Below are 19336 nucleotides of genomic sequence, written 5' to 3'. Positions count from 1 at the left end.
CTGTTCAGCGTCTCCGCTGACGTGTGTTGCGTCGCGTCTTCCACGCATCAAGATGGCCGCGCGGTGCACCATTCCATCTCATGCGCGTCATCCTGGAGCCGCCGTCCGTCGTGGCCTCCGCCTCGAAGGAGGGCATCAAGAGGGGGTCACGGCGCTTGCCATCGCCAACCCTTGTGCAGCGGTTCTTCCGATCGACGACTGACGGTTCGACCGGATCGCCGGACACGCCGTTGCGTCTTACGGCCGCGTACACCCTGGGGAGAAAGACGAGGTTATCGCGGAGCATGACTTCTGGCTGCTTGCCACCGACGAGTCCGCGCCAGATCGTGATTCCCGGGCTCGCCGTCGTGCTGCTGATCTCGGCGGTCAGTTGATCTGTCACGTCCTGCCACCCGAGCCGAACCAGAAGGACCGTCACGAGGTGCCTCGCGCGGGAAGAAGGAAACGCTGGATCTTGCCGCTCGGCGTCTTTGAAAGCTCCGCCACGGAAAGGACCTGCGCGATTGCCACTGAGGGGTGCGTTCAGCGTCGCCGGCTGATCGGCGCTGGGTGGGAAATGTGAGAGGGACCCGCCGGGCATAGAGGCGCGCCGGAGCGTACGCGCGCAACCAGTTCAGGGTAGGCCGGCGCCATCACGCCGGCGGTGATGAGGCCAGCTGCGGGTAGAGCGCCGTGACGCCTGCGGCCAGTGCGGCCTGTGCCTGGCGGCTGGCGTCGTCCGCGAGGATTTCGTAGGCGCCGGCGGCGATGCCGTCGACGGCGATCCGGGCGATGTCGGCGGGGTCGGACTTGGCCGCGGTGACCGTCCGTGTCATGTCGGTGTCCATGTAGCCGACGTGCAGTCCGGCCACTCGGATGCCCTGGTCGGCGAGCTGCACGCGCAGGGCGTTGGTGAGTGACCACTGCGCGGACTTGGCGGCGCAGTAGGCGCCGACCTCCGGGAAGCTGACCCAGGAAAGGCCGGACAGGATGTTCAGGATCGCGCCGCCGCCGTTGGCCGCGATCTGGGGTACGAAGCCGCGGATTACCGAGAGGGTGCCGAAATAGTGGGTGTCCATCTCCAGGCGGATGTCGTCCAGGTCGCCTGCGAGCAGGTCGCTGTCGGTGGCTGAGCCGGCGTTGTTGATCAGGACCGTCACGTCGCCTGTGGCTTGGGCGGCGGCCGCCACGGAGGCGGGGTCGGTGACGTCGAGCGCGATCGGCGTGGCGCCCGGCAGGTCGACCTGGTCGGGGTTGCGGGCACCGGCGTAGACGGTGGCGCCGCGGCCGAGCAGCTCGGCGGCGAGCGCGCGGCCAAACCCCCGGTTGGCTCCGGTGACAAGAACGGTGCTGGTGGACAGATCCATGGAAGGCTCCTGATGAAATGAGAAAGGCGCGTTGATCGCGTCTGGTGGGCCGACTGGGGAGGTCGGTGATGGTGGCGTAGGCGAGGTCAGGCGGCGAGGAAGTTGGTCCCCTCGGTGGCGAACTTTTTGCCGTGCTGGAACAGGAAGGCGTGGCCGGCGTCGCTGTAGAGGATGAGGGTGGCCGAGTCGAGGTGCTGGACCGCGACGTAGGAAGCGTGTGCGGGGATCATCACGTCGTGCACGCCGTTGGCGTGGAGGACGGGGTGCTTGATGGCCTCCAGTTCTTCACCAGCTCGGGGCGGCGCAGGGCCACGTGCGGGGCCACGATGCCGCCCAGCGGCCATCCGAGCAGGTCGGCCTGCGCAAGACCGAGCCTGGATGAACTCGATGGCGCCCTCGGCGAATCCCTCAAGGGAGTCGCGCGGCTCGCCGGTGGTGTAGCCGATCCCGACATTGTTGAACACGATCACGTCGTGCTCGGCGGCCAGGTAGTCCAGGAACTCCGGGTCCCACCAGTCGATGGTGCCGCGGAAGCGGTGCAGCAGGACCAGTGGGACACCGCGCCGCTGTCCCACCCACCGGGCCGTTGGGAACTGCTCGTCCAGAAGTTCTACGGCGGGCCGGTCCGCTTGGCGTACGCAGCACTCACCTGCTCGGCCGATCCGATCCGGCAAGAAATTATGGCGCGAGGAATTCCAGAGCCTCTTTGACGAACTCTTCGTGATACTGGAATATGCCGCCGTGCCCGGCGTCACGATACAGTGCGAGTTGGGCGTCCGGCAGCCGTCGAGCCATGTCGGCAGAATTGCTGCTGGGCACCATCCTGTCGTTGTCGCCGTTGACCACCAGGACAGGATGCTGAATGTCCGACAAGTCATAGGGATCTTGCAATCCCCAGGCGTGGATGGCCTTGAGCTGGGAACGGAAAGCCGTTAGCGAAATCGCTTTATCCCGGTTGTCCGTACGCTCTTTCAGTCGCTCCAGGAACTGCCGGGCCGCCGCCTGGCCATTTGCTGTTCGAGTGAAGAAGAGATACTGCTTCGGATCTTTGAAGGTCAGCGCGCCTTTTATCGTGTCGCGGATGGTGAGAGAGGTGACCTTGTCGATGCCTCGGCCTCCGGCCGGGCCTGTCCCGGCGAGGATGAGCCTGCGAACGAGCTTCGGCTCTTCTTCCACGATCACCTGAGCGACCATGCCGCCGAGGGAGAAGCCCAGGAGATCGACTTGCTCGAAGCCCATCGCCCGGATGAAGGCGATGGCGTCACGCGCCATCGCGGCCACTGAGTTCGGTGTCTTGCCTTGTGACGCGCCGACGCCTCGGTTGTCGAAGGTGACCACTCGATGTCTGGCGGCGATGCCGTCGACGATCCTGGGATCCCAGTTGTCCAGAACCCCGGTCAAGTGGTTGAGGAATATCACTGGCGCACCGTTGCCCGTTCCGAGCCGCCGGTACGCGAAACTCGTTCCGCCGACATCGACCGCCTCGTTGGGCGCGTCCTTGTACGTGATGCTCATGATTTCTCCTGGTAAATCGATTCGGGCATTTCTTCTGACGCCAGAGCCATCCATGAGCATCTGCACCGTACGGCCAAGGTGACGGTGACGCCGTGGAACGCGTCTTCTTTGCCGATTTCTCGCGATGCAATGACGAGCCGCGCCGGCGGGCGACGAGTCGTTCTTCCGCTCAGGCGCCGAGGTGGCGGCGGAGCCATGCACCCATCTGCTGGATCGCCTGGTCCACCTCGGGTACGCGCCCCGCGCCCAGGACGAATGAATGCTGTCCTTCGGGCAACGGGTGGACCTCGGAGGTGACCTTGAAGTCCGCGAGCCGGCGGCCGAGCTGGGCGCCGTCGTCGGCGAGGGTCTCGTACTCGCCGTAATGGACGGTCGTGGGCGGCAGGCCGGTCAGGTCGGCGTTGATGAGGCTGATCTGCGGGTCGGCGAAGTCCAGAGCGGGGTCCTGGAGCCAGGCTCCTCGGAAGAGTTCGAGTGTGCCCCTGCTGAGCATCTTGTCCGTTTTCTCGTTCTCGTCCACCGACGCGTTCCGGATGGTGAGGTCCGCCCACGGCGAGACGCTGACGATCGCGCCTGGGGTCGCCTCGCCGTTGGCGAGCAGACGCAGCGGCAGCATGACCGCGAGGGTGCCGCCGATCGAGTGGCCAGTGCTGCCGATGTTCCGCGGCTCGTAGCCTTGTGAGAGCAGCCACCGGTAGGCCGTCTCGGCGTCGTCGAGCTGCGCCGGGTAGGGGTGTTCGGGCGCCAGGCGGAAGTCCACGACGAGAGAGCGGGCGCCGGCCGCCTTCGCGATGTGGCCGGCGGCCTTGCGGTCGGAGTGCATCGAGGCGGTGACCGACCCGCCGAAATGGAAGTGGAGCAGCGCTCGGTCGGGGTCGGCGCCCTCGGGGATGCACCAGAGGGCGGGGACGCCGTTCGCGTCCACTTCGGCGTAGGTCACGCCTTCCGGCTCGGTCGACGCCCGATGGTTCGTCTCGACGATGTCGCGGACGATGGCCAGGTCAAGGCCCGGCGTCGAGGACTTCGCGCTCACGCTCTCAAGGAACTGCGCGAACTGCTGTGCCTGGGGGCTTACTCCCATGGTGATGCTCCTGCTCAGTGTTGCGCACGCTGCTCGTGCACCGCATTTAGATTATGACCATACGACCATAAGATGAGACGCCGGTCGAGCGCAAGGGTTCCGCCGAATTTAGATTATGATCGTACGAAGATGGGATCCGGGGGAGGGCGCGTGGGTCCTCCCGGGCGGGAGAAGTAGCGCGTGGCGCGGTACAGCAAGGAGCAGAAGCAGGCTACGAGACAGCGGATCATCGAGACGGCCGGCCGCCGGCCGAGGTCACCACATCGCCGTCATCGATGAACAGAACGTCCGGGTCCAGTGCCACCTGCGGGAAGCAGTCGCGGAAGAGGTCCGCGACCACCCAGTGCGTGGTGGCCGGCCGGCCGTTGAGGAGCCCTGCGGCCGCGAGGGCGAAGGCACCGGTGCAGATCGACACGAGGCGTGTGCCGGGAGCCGCGGACGCCAAAGCCGCCGCCATGGCCGCCGGCACTTCCTCGGGGATGGGAGGGGCGACGAAGGGTGGGATGACGACGGTGCCGGCGCTGTGCAATGCCTCCGGGCCGTGCGATTGGAGCACTCGCCGCGGATATCCTCACGCCGGCCTTCGAGCATCAGCTCTGAACGGATCTCCAGGACTCCACCGTCGCTTCGGCGATGGCTTTGATGCGATCCCCGTACGCCAGATGTCCGTCAAACACAAAGCTGCCGTCCCTGAACGGCAACCCGCTGAACGAGGCGCAGAAGTGGCCGGGAGGTTCGCCCTTCGGGAGCGGTGCGTATGCCGCCAGCGGTGCCATGTCGTAGTCCAGCCGTGCCCGGTGGTTGTTCCGTGCCACCTGATGAGCCGCCAGGCGGAGCAGCGCGTCAATGCCCTGATCCACGTAGAGCTGCAACTGGCGAAACTGGTCGTCGAGGTATTTCTCATGAGCTCTGGAAGGATGCTGCAGGAGATACGTCACGACCACGGGCGCGTGCCACCTGTACATCTGCGGATCCGACTGCTCCTCGGCCAGGATCCCGTGGTAGTAGTCCACGCACATGCCCAGCGGGCCGGCCGTCGCACCGCAGTCGCACCGACCCGTCATGGAGATATTCGCCATGGGCTGCAACATAAGTCACCGCCCCCGACCTTGGCGACGGGTTATCGGCGCTGGCTCATGCCGTACCTACCCGACCATGGTCCTGCGGCCATGAGGTCTGGCAGGTCACGAAGCGCGACTGGCCGAGGGCAGGATCACCGCACAGGAGCGCTCGTGGAGCACCTCGACGAGGTGAGCGTGGAGATGGACCAGCCCGATGGCCACTTGCGTGTCTTCTGCGAGTAGGCGCCGTCCGGTTGGACGGGCCCACGGGAGGGTGCTGTAACACCTCCTCCGAGGCCGTGCCCGCTACAAGCGGCGAATGGAACCCCGATCCGCGAAGTCGTCGGGGAGGACCCTGCGGAGTTCGCCGAACCGCCCGAGGGTCAGTGGATCAGCCGCGAGCGGAACGGCTGACCAACGCCATCGATCGCGTCACGGGCGACGAGCCGTGACGACGGGCCCGTGATCCATATGCATGGGCCTGGAGAAGTCAGACAAGGCGCCGCACGTGCTGCGGGCTGCCGCGTCGAGAGGCGCGCCACGCGGGCGGAGGTCCCGGCGGAGATCAGGTCTGCTGCGGTGTCGTGTCAGCGGCCGTGTCAGCACGGCAACGGCCCGGTATCAGCGCGGCCGGCGATGGTGGATGCCATGAACAGTTCAGCGATTGCGGCGCTGGCGGCCGCACTCGTCGCCGTCGGCGCTCCCGCCGCGTCCGCGACGGTGAAGCCGGGGATCGAACTCTCCGGTGCGTTGACGCAGCCCGTCTTCCCCTAAGGAGGCGGCGGCGGGCTCGCTCACGAGCAGCGATCAGGCCGCCCGCACCCACATGCTCGCGATCTGCGATTGCACCTCAGCTATTCGGTGTTGCTAAGTACTAGTAGTCAGTGCTACTTTGTACCAGTAGTTAGCAACACCGAGTAGCTGAAGGGGGGGTGTTCCATGGGCAAGCAGATGACGGAGATGCTCAAGGGAACGCTGGAAGGCATCGTCCTGGCGATCCTGTCCGGCCGGCCCGCGTACGGCTACGAGATCACGGCGTGGCTGCGGGAGCAGGGCTTCTCCGACATCGCCGAGGGCACCATCTACGCGCTGCTGGTCAGGATCGAGCAGCGCGGCCTCGTCGACGTGGAGAAGGTCTCGTCCGAGAAGGGGCCGCCGCGCAAGGTGTATTCCCTGAACCCTCAGGGACGGGAGTACCTCGAAGAGTTCTGGAGGACCTGGAGCTTCCTCGCCGAGAGGCTCGAACAGCTCCGCAAAGGAGGCAAGTAGACATGGCCACAGGGTCGAGCGAGCCGAAGAGTCGCTACCTGCAGTACCTGGAGATGGTCACAGGGTCGCTCGAGGACAAGCGGCGCTACCGGCAGTACAAGGCGCGCATCAAGCAGCTTCCCGAGAACTACCGCACAGCAGTCGAAGCGCTGGAGCGGTACCTGATGCACTTCGGGCCGGCGGACGGCGCCGGCGCGATGTCGATGTACGAGGACCTTGCCGACCTGTTCGAACAGAGCGCGGCGGACGGAACCCCGATCCGCGACATCTTCGGGGAAGACCCCGTGGAGTTCGTGGAGGCGTTCGTGCGGAACTACCCGATCGGGCAGTACAGAGCCCGGGAGCGGAACCGCTTCACCAGCGCCATCGAGCGTGCCGCCGGCGAAGACACCGGAAGAGAGGACAGGACAGTCTGATGACGACACTGCAAGCCCAGGCGATCCATGTGCAGGGCCTGGAAAAGTCCTACAAGGAGCTGCGCGTGCTGCGCGGCGTGGACTTCGACGTGGCGCGGGGCAGCATCTTCGCCCTGCTCGGCTCCAACGGGGCGGACAAGACCACGGCCGTGAAGATCCTGTCCACGCTGCTCAAGGCCGACGCGGGCACGGCGAGCGTCAACGGCTTCGACGTCGCCACGCACGCTGCGGACGTACGGGAGTCCATCAGCCTCACCGGACAGTTCGCCGCCGTCGACGAGATCCTCAGCGGGCGGGAGAACCTCGTACTGGTCGCCCGGTTACGGCACCTCAAGAACCCGGGCAAGATCGCCGACGACCTGCTGAAGCGTTTCTCGCTGACCGACGCGGGCGCGCGGAAGGTGTCGACGTATTCGGGTGGCATGCGCCGCCGCCTCGACATCGCGATGAGCCTCATCGGGAATCCGCCGGTCATCTTCCTCGACGAGCCGACGACCGGGCTCGACCCCCAGGCGCGCATCGAGGTGTGGCAGGCCGTCAAGGAGCTCGCCGCGCGGGGTACGACGGTGCTGCTCACGACGCAGTATCTGGACGAGGCCGAGCAACTCGCCGACCGGATCGGGATCCTGCACGAGGGACGGATCATCGTCAACGGCACCCTGGACGAGCTCAAGCAGCTCCTGCCGCCCGCCAAGGTCGAATACGTCGAGAAGCAGCCGACCCTCGAGGACGTCTTCCTCACGCTCGTCGGTGACGGCGGCAAGGACGCCGACGCCCGGCAAACACCGCATGTCAGTACGGACAAGTAAGGAACCCCCGATGAGCAAGCATTTCTTCGGCGACACCGTCGTCCTGCTGGGACGATCCCTGCGTCACATCGCGCGCAGCCCGGACACCATCATCACGACCGCGATCATGCCGATCGCCATGATGTTGATGTTCGTCTACGTGTTCGGCGGCGCGATCAACACAGGGTCGGATTCGTATGTGAACTACATGCTGCCCGGCATTCTGCTCATCACGGTTGCCTCGGGCATCGCCTACACCGCGTTCCGGCTCTTCATGGACATGAAGGGCGGCATCTTCGAGCGCTTCCAGTCCATGCCGATCGCACGCTCGTCCGTGCTGTGGGCGCACGTGCTGACCTCGCTGGTCGCCAATCTGATCTCACTCGTGGTGGTCGTGCTCGTCGCCCTGCTCATGGGTTTCCGCTCGCCGGCGGGAGTGTCGGCGTGGCTCTCGGTCGCCGGCATCCTGATCCTGTTCACCCTGGCACTGACGTGGATCGCCGTCATCCCCGGCCTGTCCGCCAAGACCATGGAAGGCGCGAGCGCGTTCTCCTACCCGCTCATCTTCCTGCCGTTCCTCAGCTCGGCGTTCGTGCCCACCGCCACCATGCCCGGCCCGCTGCGCGTCTTCGCCGAGCACCAGCCGGTGACCTCCATCGTCAACGCCATCCGCGACCTGTTCACCCAGCAGCCGGTCGGCACCGACATCTGGATCGCCCTGGCCTGGTGTGCCGGCATCCTCCTCGTCGCGTACGTCTTCGCCATGAACACCTACCGCCGCAAGATCTCCTAGGCCGTATCGGGTCAGGCTTGTCTTGATCCCGATGAGCGTGGCAGACAGGCGGATCGCGGCGCGGTCGCCCTGAACAAGAACAGCCCTTCCCCGGCTTGTCTCCGCCGCCGGCCGAAGGCTTCCGGGAGATTCGCGCGAGATGAGCACCGGGCTGTGAGCGGACCACCCGGAACACGTGCGGCAGCCGCTGACCCTTGCCGGTGCGAGTGACGACCGGCCTCCACCGTGGGAGGGTCGATCCCCCCACCAGGTACTGATGTCGCCCCGATGCCGTGGACCAGAGCGCCCCGCACCGCCGCCGACACGGATCGGCATACCCGCCAGAGCATGTGGCTCGCTGCCATTCCTTGCAACGCCCCCTTCGAGCTCCACACAACACCTCCTATCGCGAGACAAGGAAAGATCATGACTGAATCCCTCCACACCGTCACGACGATGCCGACGGCGCGTCAGCCCGGCTGCCCCTTCGACCCGCCCAAGGAGCTGATCCAGGCCCGCGAGCACGGCCCGATCAGCCGCTTCCCCTTCCCCGACGGGCACCAGGGCTGGCTGATCACCGGCTACGACCTGGTCCGGTCGGTCCTGGCCGACCCTCGGTTCAGCTCACGCAAGGAGCTCATGCGCCACCACCCGCTGATCGACTACGGCGACATCGAGGTCCCCCCGGCACCGCCCGGCGAGTTCCTCCTCATGGACGAGCCTCAGCACAGCCGCTACCGCAAACCGCTGGTGGGCAAGTTCACCGTCCGCCGGATGCGACTGCTCACCGAACGCGTCGAGCAGGTCACCGCCGAGCACCTGGACGCCATGGAGAAGGCCGGGCCTACGGCCGACCTGGTGACCGCGTTCGCCAAGCCCATCCCCGCCATCATCATCTGCGAACTGCTGGGCGTGCCGTACGAGGACCGGGGCTTCTTCCAGGAGAACATCGACAAGTTCCTCGGCGGAGAGGTCAGCGACGAGGAGCTGATCGCCGCCTACATCGCCACCCAGCAGTACCTCGCCGAGCTGGTGGCCGCCAAGCGCGCCAACCCCACCGACGATGTGCTCAGCGACCTGCTCGACAGCGACCTGACCGACGAGGAGCTGCAGGGGATGGCCCTGATCCTGCTGTCGGCCGGGTTCGACACCACCGCGAACATGCTCGCGCTGGGCACCTTCGCGCTGCTGCAGAACCCGGACCAGCTTGCCGCGTTGCGCGCCGACCCGGCGCTCACCGACCAGGCCGTGGAAGAGCTGCTGCGGTATCTGAGCGTCGCCAAGCAGTTCCACAGGGTCGCACTGGAGGACGTCGAGCTGGGCGGCCACACCATCACGGCCGGTACGACGGTCATCCTGTCCCTCAACACCGCCAACCGCGACCCCGAGCGTTTCCCCAATCCCCACATGCTCAACCTGCACAGGCAGGACGGCGGCCATCTGGCCTTCAGCCACGGCGTCCACCAGTGCCTGGGCCAGCAGCTCGCCCGCGTCGAAATGCGAGTCGCCTTCCCCGCACTCGTCAACCGCTTCCCCACCCTGCGCCTGGCCGTACCAGCAGACGAGGTCGCCCTGCGCCCGGAGACCGCCGACATCTACGGGGTCAAGAGCCTCCCCGTCACCTGGGACGCGTAACCACGAACCGAGGACAGGCGAAGGCGCGTACGGGCCGCCCGCCACCGCTGTGACTGCTCGCCTGCGACGATCGGGTCCGCGGCCTGTTCGCGCCCGTATTCCGGTGGCCCCTGGCGAGGGCGGCTCGCGGCGGCGATCGCATCGCCCAGCGGGGGTGGGGTTGCCATTGCGCAACAGCATTTTCACCACGTCATAGGCGCGAACGGGCGCCGGATACGAACGCAGCCGCTCCATCTACTCATCAGAGAGCATGGCCGCCAAACCCCACCAACCTCCACGGAAGCATCGGAACCAGTGCGAAGAGGGCGGCCAGATGAAGATGCCGCACTGGTCCGGCGGTGTAATCGACGGTCTGGTGGCCCGGCGCGACGAGCCGGCGACCGCGCTCCCCAGCCTGGATCGCCGAGCGCGGCGGGAAGGCCGCCTTTGCCGGATCGGCAAGAGGGCTTGGCCCCGGATGGGAGCGAGACGAGGATCTCCTCGTCCCGAACTCCCGAACCGGCAAAGAGGACTTCCCATTGAACGTTTTCGTCACCGGAGCGAGCGGCCTCATCGGCGGCACCGTTGCCGCGCGGCTGATCGAGTCCGGCCACGCCGTCACCGGCCTGATCCGCGATGAGTCCAAGGCCGGGGCCACCGGCACAACCGGCGAACGATCGGAGGACGTCTTCGGCGAGGACGTCCTCAACGCCTGGGAGCCGGACCATCCCATCCGTGCGGCACGCGTGGCCATCGACCGGCTGGTGCTGGCCGCCGCCGAGCAGGACGTGCGCTCGGCCGTACTCTGCAACGGCCTCGTCTACGGCGGGAGCAGGGTTCCGGGCCGTCAGAGCGTGCTGATCGATGCGCTGATCCGCCAGGCGCACTCGGACGGCGTTGTCCGCCACGTCGGCGCGGGCCGCAACATCTGGTCCAACGTCCACGTCGACGACCTGGCCGACCTGTACACCCTCGCTCTTGAGAAGTCCCCTCCCGGCACGTTCTACTTCGTCGAGAGCGGCGAGGAATCCTTCGGTGCGATGGCCTCGGCCCTCGCCCGCACCCTCGGCATGCCCACCCCGCAACCCTGGGATCCCGACTCGCTCAGCAACCTCTGGGACCCCCAATTCGCCGTACACGCCTTGGGCTCCAACAGCCGCGTACGCGCCACTCGCGCCCGCGACCTCCTCGGCTGGAGCCCCGACACCACTCCATCATCGAGTGGATCACCGGTGCCGACCTGCGATACCGCAGCGTAGGTCGGTGAAGGAGCCATGCTGTCCTGTCTCGTTCAATGTGAGGTATGGCCTCCATCTGACCTGCGGTGCATCAGATGGGATGAGACGATTCGCGGGTCCTCCGTCTCAGTGATCACGAGGCAGACCCTCGTTCTCCGTTGACCTCGTAGATCACCCGACGCGGACTTTTCCTGGCGGCGTGGTTGCAATGGATCACATTCCAGGCGCCGCTACCCGGTCGATGTGCCGTGCGGGGCTGCACGGTAAAGCCGGGCCTACAGATCGCGGCTGTAAGCGCGGTCAGGCCGGACCTCGAGCGTCGGCGCCGGCGGGTTGCCAGAGCTGGACGGCGTTGCCCTCCGGGTCTTTCAGGTCGGCGAACCTGCCGTTGGGGTAGTCCTCACCATGCACCTCAACCTCAATGTCGGCGGCGCGCAACTGGGTGACCATGGCGTCGAGGTCGTCCACGCGGAAGTTGATCGCCCAAGTGCGTTCCGGGCCACCGAAGTGCTCGGAGGTGGCGGCCATCGCGGTGAAGACGGTGGGCCCGGACTGCTGCCACCACGACGACACGTCGTAGGACTCCGGTGCTGGGGTGATGCCCAAGTGCTCGGCATACCAGCGGTTCAGGAGGTCAGGGTTCTGGGCTCGGATGAAGACTCCGCCGATGCCGGTGACGTGTTCCATGCCCCAGGACACTACATCCAGGTCCGAGGGGGTTCGTCTCACGAGGCCGGAGGTACCAGGGCCAGTGCCTCAGGTCCGATGAGACTGCCTCAGGTTCTCTGTAGGCGGTCATCGGAAGTCCTGGTCGACGACCGGGTAAATCTATCGATCTTGCCCAAGGTCATGGCCGCTGCCACCGTTGAGCGACCGATGCATCACGCTCACATGATCGAGACCAGCGGCGAATCCCAGCGCCTGGCCGAAGCTCTCGCCGGAAGGGGCGTCGTCCCTCTCGCCTGAGCACCTTTCCTACGATGCTGCCATGACGATCTCTGGGCAGACTCGGAGCAGGACACGTGTCCTGCATGACGAATCGCGTCGTGATCTCCGCGAGCCGAGCCGCCCTCGTCCTATCCGTCTCTACCAGTGGGAACCTCAGCGACCGCCGGCGACACCCGCTCCAATGATCATCGTGTCGCATGGAACCGGAGGCTCAGGAAGCGCCATGGAATGGCTGGTGGGCCCAATGGTGACGGCAGGCTTCCGGGTCGTCGCCCTCGACCATCACGGCAACAACTTCATCGACGGCTACGAACCCGAGGGCTTCCTCTTCGGATGGGAACGTCCCCGGGACATCTCCTTCGCCCTGGACACCCTCACCCGGGAGGAGACTCTCGGCCCGGTGGGTGCCGCCGGCTTCTCCTTCGGCGGCTACACCGTCGCCGCATTGGCCGGCGCGCGGATCGACCCACAGAAGGTGGCCGCTGTCCTGACCGGTGTTATCCCACTGCCCGAGATCCCGGAATTCCCCGGGGTCCTGGCGGCATTGCGGGAGAAAGCCACGCAGCATGAGCTACTGATCGAGGCAGACAGGTCAGGAGGCGACCTGACCGACGCCCGAATCCGAGCTGGCTTTCAGATTGCTCCCGGATGGGGACCTTTCGTGACGCCTGACAGCCTGGCATCCATTCAGGTGCCCGTGGAGATCTGCTGGGGCGACGCCGACACGATCGCGCCCTTCCGCGAGATCAGGCCCTACCTGGACGGCATCCCCACAGCGACAGGCCGCACGGCGGGCTCTCATGTCCGCCACGAGGACTTCTTCGCACCCACGGCGACCAACAACGTTCGCGACCAAGTGGCTCAAGAAGCAGTCGCCTTCTTCAAGCACCATCTCGCCTGAATGATCCGATTGACCGCCCCAACAGGACGTCCGGCGAAGAAGCGCGGGGTCATTCGTCGTCCGGATCTGCCGGCTCCACGGTCGGTGCGATCTGCAGTGGTGTCGCGGCCCCGCCAGCGATCTCGCGCCCTCGACTCAGTGTGTAGTCAAGCTGCCTGGCCAGGTGTGGGAGGGTCGCCGGAGGTAGATACGCCTCAGCGCCGGCGTCAAGTAGTCGTCGGACCGGGCCGTGATACTGAACTCCGAGTTCGTGGTCCTCGATTTCGGTGACGATGACGCGAGCTTTCGGGAACATCGATCGGAGCGCTGTGATCAGCTGCGGGCTGCCTGGAGGTACCAGCAGCACATCGGTTGTCGCGGGAGCCGCATGCATATCGAGCACTAAGTAGTCGGCCCCGAGCTGGGTGGATAGCGCAACCCGAGCCGCGGTCGACAGCTCCATCGCGGTGGCCACGACCGTCACGCTCTCGTAGTCGATCGGTGCTTGATCGTTGGCCTCGTCTGGCGCGTCGCGATCGACGATGGCGCCTTGGACCACGTCAATGGTGCTGGAGATCGTCGCGATCGACGCGCCGTCACGCGTGAGGACCACGTTCTCACCAGGCTCGAGGGCGTCGATGAGCGCCACGACGTCGTCGGGAAGGCGGGTCACGTCGATTCGCTGCGTGGAGCGTGGGGCGCGTTTGCGGATCACCATGCCTGGGACACGCTCACGGCTGCGAGGGCACCCTGCGTCATGCGCAGCCCCGGTCGCCTATCGAAAGGCCATCCACGGTGACATGGTTGCCTGCCCCGAAGGTGCCGCTCAACCAGATGATCACATGAGTCCCTTCTGGTGCTGTGATCTTGTTGGACGCCACTACACGACCGCTGGTTCGAAGCCGCGCCGGAGTTTCTCTCGCTGTACTCGAACGTGGCTGAAGCCGGCGAGGAAGCGAACAACACGCACGAACGCTCGACCCGGCGCCCTCAGCGCTGGCTCGACGCCTCGTTCGGCGAGCCGGCGGAGGATGTCCACCACGTGCCGCACGTTGTCCTGCAACGTGACGGCGCGTATCGGGAAGGGGGCGTCGGCCAGGGGCTCTTGTTCGTCGGACGTAAACCCGCACGTCGAACAGACAAGACGCCCCAGCCGCGAAACCGGGACGTCGCCGCGTGCGGCTCAGATCATCCGCCGCAGGGCGGTCTCCACGGCGTCGATGAGCGCATCACCTTCGGTACCGGGGTGGCGGGCAAGGCCGAGTTCGACGTCCGGCAGAGCAGGCAACGCGGCCGCGTCGTGGCAGGCCATGGCCGGCTCGAGGTTGGCGGGCAGGAGCGCCGCGACCCCGAGCCCGGCCCGTAGAGCGGCGAGCACTCCGGCGAGACTGTTGCTTTCGAACGCCACCCGCCAGCGGCGCCCGGTGCTTTCCATCGTTTCCAGCACCGACGTTCGCCAGGCGCACGTGTTCGAGAACAGCACCACCGGCAGCGGATCGGCGTCGGCGGCGACACCCTGCCCGACCGCCCAGACCAGCGGCAGCCGCACCGTCCAGCGCGGCGGCCAGGGAAGATTTGCGACCTCGTCGAGCACGAGCTGGACACGGCCCGTGTCGTAGGCCTCCCGCATCGCCGCGTTGGAAAGACTGAGCACCTCAAGCGTCGCGTCGGGGTGCAGTCGCGCGAGGTCGGCGAGTACCTGAGAAAGGCGGGAAGCGGCGAGATCTTCGAGGAGTCCCACGCCGCAATGCCCGGTGAGCGCACGTCCCGTTTCGGCGAGTGCCTGTGCCGACAGCGCGAGAATGCGCTCGGCGTAGGGGAGCAGTTCCTCGCCCGCCCGGGTCGGCGAGACGCCGGACGGCGCCCGGTGCAGCAGCGGCCTGCCGACGGCCCTCTCGAGCTTGCGCAACTGCTGGCTGAGCGCGGGCTGGGTATGGCCGAGCGCCGCCGCCGCACGGCTGATGCTGCCCGCTCGCACGGCGGTGACGAACGACCGCAGCAGTGCGGTCTCGAGATCACGTGCCATAAGCGTTCATTATGCCTGGTCCAACAAATTGACGGCTTCCTATGGCATTACGGATTATCTACCGTCAAACCGGTGACCAGATTTCGACAGGTGCTCGCGGTGCCGGGGATGACGCCACTGCTGGGCATTTCGCTGCTCGCTCGTGCCGCGATCACGGCGGACGTGATGGCGCTGACGATGTACGTCGTGCTTGCCCTCGACATGAGCTACGCGGCGGCGGGAGCCGTGGCGGCGGCGCTCACCGCCGGTGTCGCGCTGGGCGGGCCGCTGCTGGGCCGGATGATCGACCGGCGTGGCCTGCGTACCGTGCTGCTGGCCACGGTTGTGCCGCAGATCGTGTTCTGGCTGACCGTGCCCGTGCTGCCGTACGTGATCTTGCTGGGCGCCTCCTTCGCCGCCGGTCTGCTGATGGTGCCGGTTCAATCGGTTACCAGGCAGGCGATCGCCGCGATGACGACGGCAGGGCAGCGGCGGGCGGTGTTCGCGCTGGAGTCGGTGGTGGGCGAGCTGTCGTACATGGTGGGCCCGGCGGTGGTGATCCTGTGCGCGGCGAAGGTGTCCCCCGGCGTGGTGGCATGGGGTGTGGGCGCCGCGATCGTCGTCGGCGGGGCAGGGATAGCCCTGCTCGACCCGCCGCTGCGGGCCGAGGACGAGGCGGACGGCGACGCAGCAGGCCGGCCCCGGCGCCGGGAGTGGCTGGGAGCGCGCATGGTCGCTGTTTTGACGATGGGCTTCGGCGCCACGATGCTGCTCGCCGGCGTCGACCTGGCCATCGTCGCCACTCTCGAAGAAGCCGGTCAGGTCGCGTGGGCGGCCGTGGTCGTCGCCGTGTTCGGGGTGACGTCCGTCGTGGGCGGTCTGGTGTACGGAGCGCTGCCCCGGCCGATGCCCACCTGGCTGCTGCTCGGCCTGCTCGGGCTGGTGACGATTCCGGCCGGACTTGCCCATGACTGGCCTTGGCTGTGTGCGGCCGTCATCGGTGCCGGGCTGCTCACCGCACCGACCCTCTCCACGGTCTCCGACGCGGTGAGCCGGCTGACGCCGGCCAGTGTGCGAGGTGAGGCGACCGGCCTGCAGTCGTCGGCGCTGGGCGCGGGGTTCGCGCTCGGCTCCCCGGTCGTGGGAGTGGCGATCGACGTGTCCGTGCCGGCGGGCGGCTTCGCGGCGGCCGGCCTGGCCGGCCTGCTCGCCGCACTGACGGGATACCTGCTCTCGCGCCGGTCACCCGCCGCCGCACCTTCTCCGTCGTCCTCATCGCAGGCACTCGAGTCCTGCGACGCCGTCGCGCCGACCCCATCACGTCAGCCCGGTACGGCCATGGGCGTACGGCGCCGGTGACGAGCCAGGTACGGCCACGGGCACGCCTCAAGCGGACAGCAGATCCCCTCCGCCCGGCACACCCGGACGGGTGGGTGCCGCGACGGGGAACACACCCGTTCGGGGGTGCCGGTGACGGGTGTGTCCTGTCAGGGTGCGGTGGTGCCGACGGCACACCGTCAGAGGAGGTCGGCCCATGCTGAACGTGACAGTCGAACACCACGTCCCTGCCACCATGCGTGACGGCACCGTGCTCCATGCCGATGTCTACCGGCCCGCGACGGCCGGGCCCTGGCCCGTGCTGTTGACCCGTTTGCCGTACGGGAAGAACTTCCCGGCATTGGCCGCACTGCTCGACCCTCTCGGTCTGGCGCGAGCCGGGTTCATCGTCGTCATCCAGGACACCAGGGGCCGGTTCGCCTCGGGGGGTGACTGGGAGCCGTGGACGTACGAGGCGGACGACGGCTACGACACCGTCCGATGGGCCGCCGCGCTCCCGGACTCCAACGGCTCGGTCGGCATGTTCGGAGCCAGCTACTTCGGAAACACCCAGTGGATGGCCGCGCTGTCGAAGCCTCCCGAGCTGAGGGCCATCGCCCCGCAGGTCACCTGGTCGGAGCCGGACGACGGGCTCTTCGCCCGGGGAGGGGCCAGCGAGCTGGGGATCACGTTGCCGTGGTCGCTCATGCAAGGGGTGGACACCATGCTGCGCCGTCATGCCGACGACCCGGCCGCCCTCGGGCAGGCGCTGGGGACACTGGTCCACGACCTGGACGGGGCCGCGACATCCGGTTACTGGGAACTGCCGGCCGGCCGCCATCCTGCCTTCCAGCGCCACCAGGTCCCGGAACTCGGCTTCGAACGGTCGCGGCGGGATCCGGAGTGGAGCGCATCCTGCCGGGTCGCCGGGCGCCAGGCGGAGGTGGACCTGCCCAGTCTGAACGTCGGCGGCTGGTACGACATCTTCTGCCAGGGAACGCTCGACAACTTCACCGCCAGTCGCGCGGCCGGGCGGCCCGCCACGCTGATCATGGGACCGTGGACGCACACGAACACCGCCGGGCAGGTAGGCGACATCAACTTCGGAATGGCCGCGAACGCCGAGCTTCTCGGCTTCCGCGGCAGGCTCGCCGACCTCCAGCGCGAATGGTTCCGGCAGTGGCTGGCGCCCGACGCCGCAGCCGGCGACTCCGGCGTCGAGGGCAAGCCGCGGTTGCCGCCGGTGCTGCTGTTCGTCATGGGAGCGAACGAGTGGCGCGAGGAGCAGGAGTGGCCACTCACCCGTGCCGTCGACACGGACCTGTTCCTGCGAGCCGACGGCCGGCTGGCCTTCGACCCCCCGAAGGCCGGTGAAGGAAGCGACGCCTACGTCTACGACCCGGCCGACCCCGTGCCGACGACAGGTGGCGCGCTGCTGATGTCCAGCGAGTTCCGGCCGGGTCCGCTCGACCAGGCCCGGGTCGAGGCACGGCCGGACGTGCTCGTCTACACCACCGAGCCCCTGGCCGAGGACGTGGAGGTCACCGGGCGGATCCGCGCCTTCGTCCACGCGGCGACCGATGCCCCGACGACGGACTGGGTGATCCGGCTCTGCGACGTCGACGCCCATGGCGTCTCCCGCAACGTGGTGGACGGGATCGTGCGAGCGGTCACCTCGCCGGGCGAGTTCAGCGAACACGCCGTCGACCTGTGGTCCACCAGCTATGTGTTCCGCGCCGGCCACCAAATGCGCGTCCACGTCACCTCCAGCAACTTCCCTCGCTGGGATCGCAACCTCAACACCGGCGAACCCCTCGAAAGCGGAACGGACTATCGCCCGGCTCACCAAGAGGTCGCGCACGACGCCACACGCCCTTCGCGCATTGTTCTCCCGGTCGTCGGGACGGGGCACGCTCCTGGCGGGGTCGGCCGGTAGCGGGGCCCGCTTGACTTCGCAGGGGCCAAGCGTGACCTGCAGGCGGCGATCGACAAGCACGCGGAAGGAGACCACGTTGAGCGTCAGGGGGACACGTTGTCCATATGTTCGACGATGTGCTTCACACTCGAGGACGCCCCGCTCATCACCTGCTGCCTGTGGCGCACCGCATCGGACGATCGCTGGCGCACGGGGCGCGCCGCCTACGAGAGAGACGGCTCGGACCAGATGTTCGATCTGCTCATTGATCGTTCACCGGCGGCTTACGTGGCATGGGCGGCCACTGCCGAGGAGGAGCCGCCCGTGCCGGTGGAGCCGGTCGCAAGGCCTGTGCTGCGGATCAGGACTGGGACGCGGCAGTGAGCTTCGCGATATCGGGGGCGTAGACGGTCATCCAGTGCGGATGCAGCCGGTAGTAGATCACGTCGTTGTCCCAGTCGAAGGAGTCGTCGCCGTAGAAATCCTTGAAGTACGCGAGCAGGTCTGGCCAGTCCGCGGCCGGATCGCCGTCCTGGGGGTTGAGGATCTCCACCGTGCCGTGCGTGAACACGCCCAGGTCCTCACCGCGCATGTGCGCGGCGCTGACGGCGGGGCGGGCGGCGAGATGGCGGGCCTTGGCGGCGCCGCGCGCCGTGCCGAAATGCCACTTTCCGTGGAGGAAGTGCCCGTCCACGCCGCTGATCCGCGGCTCGCCCTTCGCCGTCACGGTGGACAGGGCGAGGGTACACATGCCGGTGAGGGTCTGAGCGAGCTGCTCTGCTGTCAGTGTGCGCTCGGTGTTGATGATCGAGCGGAGGTGCGAGGTGGAGCCGGAGAGAGAGGCGTCGAGGAGGGCCTGGAGCTCCTTGAGCTCTTCTGACGTTTCGCGCATTGAGGTCCTTGTCTATCCGAGGGCCCGGCCCACGCCCGCCATCGACGCGACCGGTGCAACCATGCTCGACCCAAAACCCGACACCTTGTGTCGTATTTCTTCATCCGTCTTGGGGCCTCACGGACAAGGAACTCGCGCGTCCCGATGAGGTGTCCCGCGAGCTGTCCGCCGGAAAGCCCGCGTACTGGCCCGAAAACAGAACCCTAACTTGGGCGCGGCAGCATCACCGCGGCGCTCTGCGCCGTGGTGATCGTGTCCGGGATTGTCAGGTGGCCGGCT

At 67.2% G+C, this 19336-nt stretch carries 21 protein-coding genes; 10 read left to right on the top strand and 11 right to left on the bottom strand.

The window, feature by feature from the left end; genetic code table 11:
• Positions 1-4: 4 nt before the first annotated feature.
• The 7 genes from ACIBX3_RS21090 to ACIBX3_RS21060 all read right to left on the bottom strand — a co-directional run bounded on the left by ACIBX3_RS21090 (position 5) and on the right by ACIBX3_RS21060 (position 5021).
• Positions 5-382 (bottom strand): hypothetical protein, encoded by a 378-nt coding sequence (locus ACIBX3_RS21090; protein WP_397119386.1) that lies wholly within the window; start codon positions 380-382, stop codon positions 5-7.
• A gap of 250 nt (positions 383-632) precedes the next feature.
• Positions 633-1346 carry an SDR family oxidoreductase gene (locus tag ACIBX3_RS21085; protein ID WP_397119384.1) on the bottom strand — a complete coding sequence of 238 codons (714 nt, stop codon included), beginning with the start codon at positions 1344-1346 and terminating at the stop codon, positions 633-635.
• Between the two features lie 86 nt (positions 1347-1432).
• Complete coding sequence (locus ACIBX3_RS21080; protein WP_397119382.1) at positions 1433-2020, bottom strand: alpha/beta fold hydrolase; 588 nt, start codon at positions 2018-2020, stop codon at positions 1433-1435.
• Positions 2021-2024: 4 nt separating this feature from the next.
• Positions 2025-2861, bottom strand: coding sequence for an alpha/beta fold hydrolase (locus ACIBX3_RS21075; RefSeq protein ID WP_397119380.1), 837 nt, complete (start codon positions 2859-2861; stop codon positions 2025-2027).
• 169 nt (positions 2862-3030) lie between these two features.
• Positions 3031-3942, bottom strand: a complete 912-nt coding sequence (locus ACIBX3_RS21070) for an alpha/beta hydrolase (RefSeq protein ID WP_397119378.1) — start codon at positions 3940-3942, stop codon at positions 3031-3033.
• Between the two features lie 226 nt (positions 3943-4168).
• Entirely contained in the window at positions 4169-4498 is a 330-nt protein-coding gene (locus ACIBX3_RS21065; RefSeq protein ID WP_397119376.1) for a DJ-1/PfpI family protein, read from the bottom strand.
• A 34-nt stretch (positions 4499-4532) separates the two neighbouring features.
• Positions 4533-5021 (bottom strand): DUF5946 family protein, encoded by a 489-nt coding sequence (locus tag ACIBX3_RS21060; RefSeq protein WP_397119374.1) that lies wholly within the window; start codon positions 5019-5021, stop codon positions 4533-4535.
• Positions 5022-5651: 630 nt separating this feature from the next.
• Between ACIBX3_RS21060 and ACIBX3_RS21055 the strand changes: the two genes are divergently transcribed.
• The 7 genes from ACIBX3_RS21055 (at position 5652) to ACIBX3_RS21025 (ending at position 11121) form a co-directional block, all read left to right on the top strand.
• Entirely contained in the window at positions 5652-5777 is a 126-nt protein-coding gene (locus ACIBX3_RS21055) for a hypothetical protein (RefSeq protein ID WP_397119372.1), read from the top strand.
• Between the two features lie 165 nt (positions 5778-5942).
• Positions 5943-6272: a PadR family transcriptional regulator gene (locus ACIBX3_RS21050; RefSeq protein ID WP_397119370.1), complete on the top strand. Its 330-nt coding sequence runs from the start codon at positions 5943-5945 to the stop codon at positions 6270-6272.
• A gap of 2 nt (positions 6273-6274) precedes the next feature.
• Positions 6275-6688 carry a DUF1048 domain-containing protein gene (locus ACIBX3_RS21045; RefSeq protein WP_397119368.1) on the top strand — a complete coding sequence of 138 codons (414 nt, stop codon included), beginning with the start codon at positions 6275-6277 and terminating at the stop codon, positions 6686-6688.
• Positions 6688-7497, top strand: a complete 810-nt coding sequence (locus tag ACIBX3_RS21040; RefSeq protein WP_397119366.1) for an ABC transporter ATP-binding protein — start codon at positions 6688-6690, stop codon at positions 7495-7497. The genes ACIBX3_RS21045 and ACIBX3_RS21040 overlap by 1 nt, the downstream gene beginning before the upstream one ends.
• Positions 7498-7507: 10 nt before the next feature.
• Positions 7508-8269: an ABC transporter permease gene (locus ACIBX3_RS21035; protein ID WP_397119364.1), complete on the top strand. Its 762-nt coding sequence runs from the start codon at positions 7508-7510 to the stop codon at positions 8267-8269.
• 405 nt (positions 8270-8674) lie between these two features.
• Complete coding sequence (locus ACIBX3_RS21030; RefSeq protein ID WP_397119362.1) at positions 8675-9883, top strand: cytochrome P450; 1209 nt, start codon at positions 8675-8677, stop codon at positions 9881-9883.
• Between the two features lie 518 nt (positions 9884-10401).
• Positions 10402-11121, top strand: coding sequence for an NAD-dependent epimerase/dehydratase family protein (locus ACIBX3_RS21025; RefSeq protein ID WP_397119360.1), 720 nt, complete (start codon positions 10402-10404; stop codon positions 11119-11121).
• A gap of 279 nt (positions 11122-11400) precedes the next feature.
• Here ACIBX3_RS21025 and ACIBX3_RS21020 read toward each other — a convergent pair whose 3' ends face one another.
• Positions 11401-11787 (bottom strand): VOC family protein, encoded by a 387-nt coding sequence (locus ACIBX3_RS21020; protein WP_397119358.1) that lies wholly within the window; start codon positions 11785-11787, stop codon positions 11401-11403.
• A gap of 484 nt (positions 11788-12271) precedes the next feature.
• On the opposite strand from ACIBX3_RS21020, the gene ACIBX3_RS21015 reads away from it, so the two are divergent.
• The gene (locus ACIBX3_RS21015) at positions 12272-12949 is read left to right on the top strand and encodes an alpha/beta hydrolase family protein (RefSeq protein WP_397119356.1); all 678 of its coding nucleotides are present in this window, start codon (positions 12272-12274) and stop codon (positions 12947-12949) included.
• A 49-nt stretch (positions 12950-12998) separates the two neighbouring features.
• On the opposite strand, the gene ACIBX3_RS21010 is transcribed toward ACIBX3_RS21015, so the two are convergent.
• Both ACIBX3_RS21010 and ACIBX3_RS21005 read right to left on the bottom strand, forming a co-directional pair.
• Complete coding sequence (locus ACIBX3_RS21010; protein WP_397119354.1) at positions 12999-13646, bottom strand: hypothetical protein; 648 nt, start codon at positions 13644-13646, stop codon at positions 12999-13001.
• A gap of 465 nt (positions 13647-14111) precedes the next feature.
• Complete coding sequence (locus tag ACIBX3_RS21005) at positions 14112-14954, bottom strand: LysR family transcriptional regulator (RefSeq protein WP_397119352.1); 843 nt, start codon at positions 14952-14954, stop codon at positions 14112-14114.
• Between the two features lie 72 nt (positions 14955-15026).
• On the opposite strand from ACIBX3_RS21005, the gene ACIBX3_RS21000 reads away from it, so the two are divergent.
• Together ACIBX3_RS21000 and ACIBX3_RS20995 are read left to right on the top strand one after the other, a co-directional pair.
• Entirely contained in the window at positions 15027-16292 is a 1266-nt protein-coding gene (locus tag ACIBX3_RS21000; protein ID WP_397119350.1) for an MFS transporter, read from the top strand.
• Between the two features lie 175 nt (positions 16293-16467).
• Complete coding sequence (locus ACIBX3_RS20995; protein ID WP_397119348.1) at positions 16468-18186, top strand: CocE/NonD family hydrolase; 1719 nt, start codon at positions 16468-16470, stop codon at positions 18184-18186.
• Positions 18187-18526: 340 nt separating this feature from the next.
• Here ACIBX3_RS20995 and ACIBX3_RS20990 read toward each other — a convergent pair whose 3' ends face one another.
• Positions 18527-19057 carry a pyridoxamine 5'-phosphate oxidase family protein gene (locus ACIBX3_RS20990; protein ID WP_397119346.1) on the bottom strand — a complete coding sequence of 177 codons (531 nt, stop codon included), beginning with the start codon at positions 19055-19057 and terminating at the stop codon, positions 18527-18529.
• Between the last annotated feature and the right edge of the window lie 279 nt (positions 19058-19336).

This window comes from Nonomuraea sp. NPDC049480, assembly GCF_044465905.1.
Classification (GTDB): domain Bacteria; phylum Actinomycetota; class Actinomycetes; order Streptosporangiales; family Streptosporangiaceae; genus Nonomuraea.
The sequence above is the reverse complement of the archived record's forward strand: the minus strand, read 5'-3'. Positions and strand labels throughout refer to the sequence as shown.

What these genes read in the sequence shown, in the direction of transcription:
- ACIBX3_RS21005 (WP_397119352.1), bottom strand. Translation starts at nt 14,954, where the DNA reads ATGGCACGTGATCTCGAGACCGCACTGCTGCGGTCGTTCGTCACCGCC.
- ACIBX3_RS21075 (WP_397119380.1), bottom strand. Translation starts at nt 2,861, where the DNA reads ATGAGCATCACGTACAAGGACGCGCCCAACGAGGCGGTCGATGTCGGC.
- ACIBX3_RS21070 (WP_397119378.1), bottom strand. Translation starts at nt 3,942, where the DNA reads ATGGGAGTAAGCCCCCAGGCACAGCAGTTCGCGCAGTTCCTTGAGAGC.
- ACIBX3_RS20995 (WP_397119348.1), top strand. Translation starts at nt 16,468, where the DNA reads ATGCTGAACGTGACAGTCGAACACCACGTCCCTGCCACCATGCGTGAC.
- ACIBX3_RS20990 (WP_397119346.1), bottom strand. Translation starts at nt 19,057, where the DNA reads ATGCGCGAAACGTCAGAAGAGCTCAAGGAGCTCCAGGCCCTCCTCGAC.
- ACIBX3_RS21020 (WP_397119358.1), bottom strand. Translation starts at nt 11,787, where the DNA reads ATGGAACACGTCACCGGCATCGGCGGAGTCTTCATCCGAGCCCAGAAC.
- ACIBX3_RS21060 (WP_397119374.1), bottom strand. Translation starts at nt 5,021, where the DNA reads ATGGCGAATATCTCCATGACGGGTCGGTGCGACTGCGGTGCGACGGCC.
- ACIBX3_RS21010 (WP_397119354.1), bottom strand. Translation starts at nt 13,646, where the DNA reads ATGGTGATCCGCAAACGCGCCCCACGCTCCACGCAGCGAATCGACGTG.
- ACIBX3_RS21030 (WP_397119362.1), top strand. Translation starts at nt 8,675, where the DNA reads ATGACTGAATCCCTCCACACCGTCACGACGATGCCGACGGCGCGTCAG.
- ACIBX3_RS21045 (WP_397119368.1), top strand. Translation starts at nt 6,275, where the DNA reads ATGGCCACAGGGTCGAGCGAGCCGAAGAGTCGCTACCTGCAGTACCTG.
- ACIBX3_RS21015 (WP_397119356.1), top strand. Translation starts at nt 12,272, where the DNA reads ATGGAATGGCTGGTGGGCCCAATGGTGACGGCAGGCTTCCGGGTCGTC.
- ACIBX3_RS21040 (WP_397119366.1), top strand. Translation starts at nt 6,688, where the DNA reads ATGACGACACTGCAAGCCCAGGCGATCCATGTGCAGGGCCTGGAAAAG.
- ACIBX3_RS21035 (WP_397119364.1), top strand. Translation starts at nt 7,508, where the DNA reads ATGAGCAAGCATTTCTTCGGCGACACCGTCGTCCTGCTGGGACGATCC.
- ACIBX3_RS21085 (WP_397119384.1), bottom strand. Translation starts at nt 1,346, where the DNA reads ATGGATCTGTCCACCAGCACCGTTCTTGTCACCGGAGCCAACCGGGGG.
- ACIBX3_RS21055 (WP_397119372.1), top strand. Translation starts at nt 5,652, where the DNA reads ATGAACAGTTCAGCGATTGCGGCGCTGGCGGCCGCACTCGTCGCCGTC.
- ACIBX3_RS21050 (WP_397119370.1), top strand. Translation starts at nt 5,943, where the DNA reads ATGGGCAAGCAGATGACGGAGATGCTCAAGGGAACGCTGGAAGGCATC.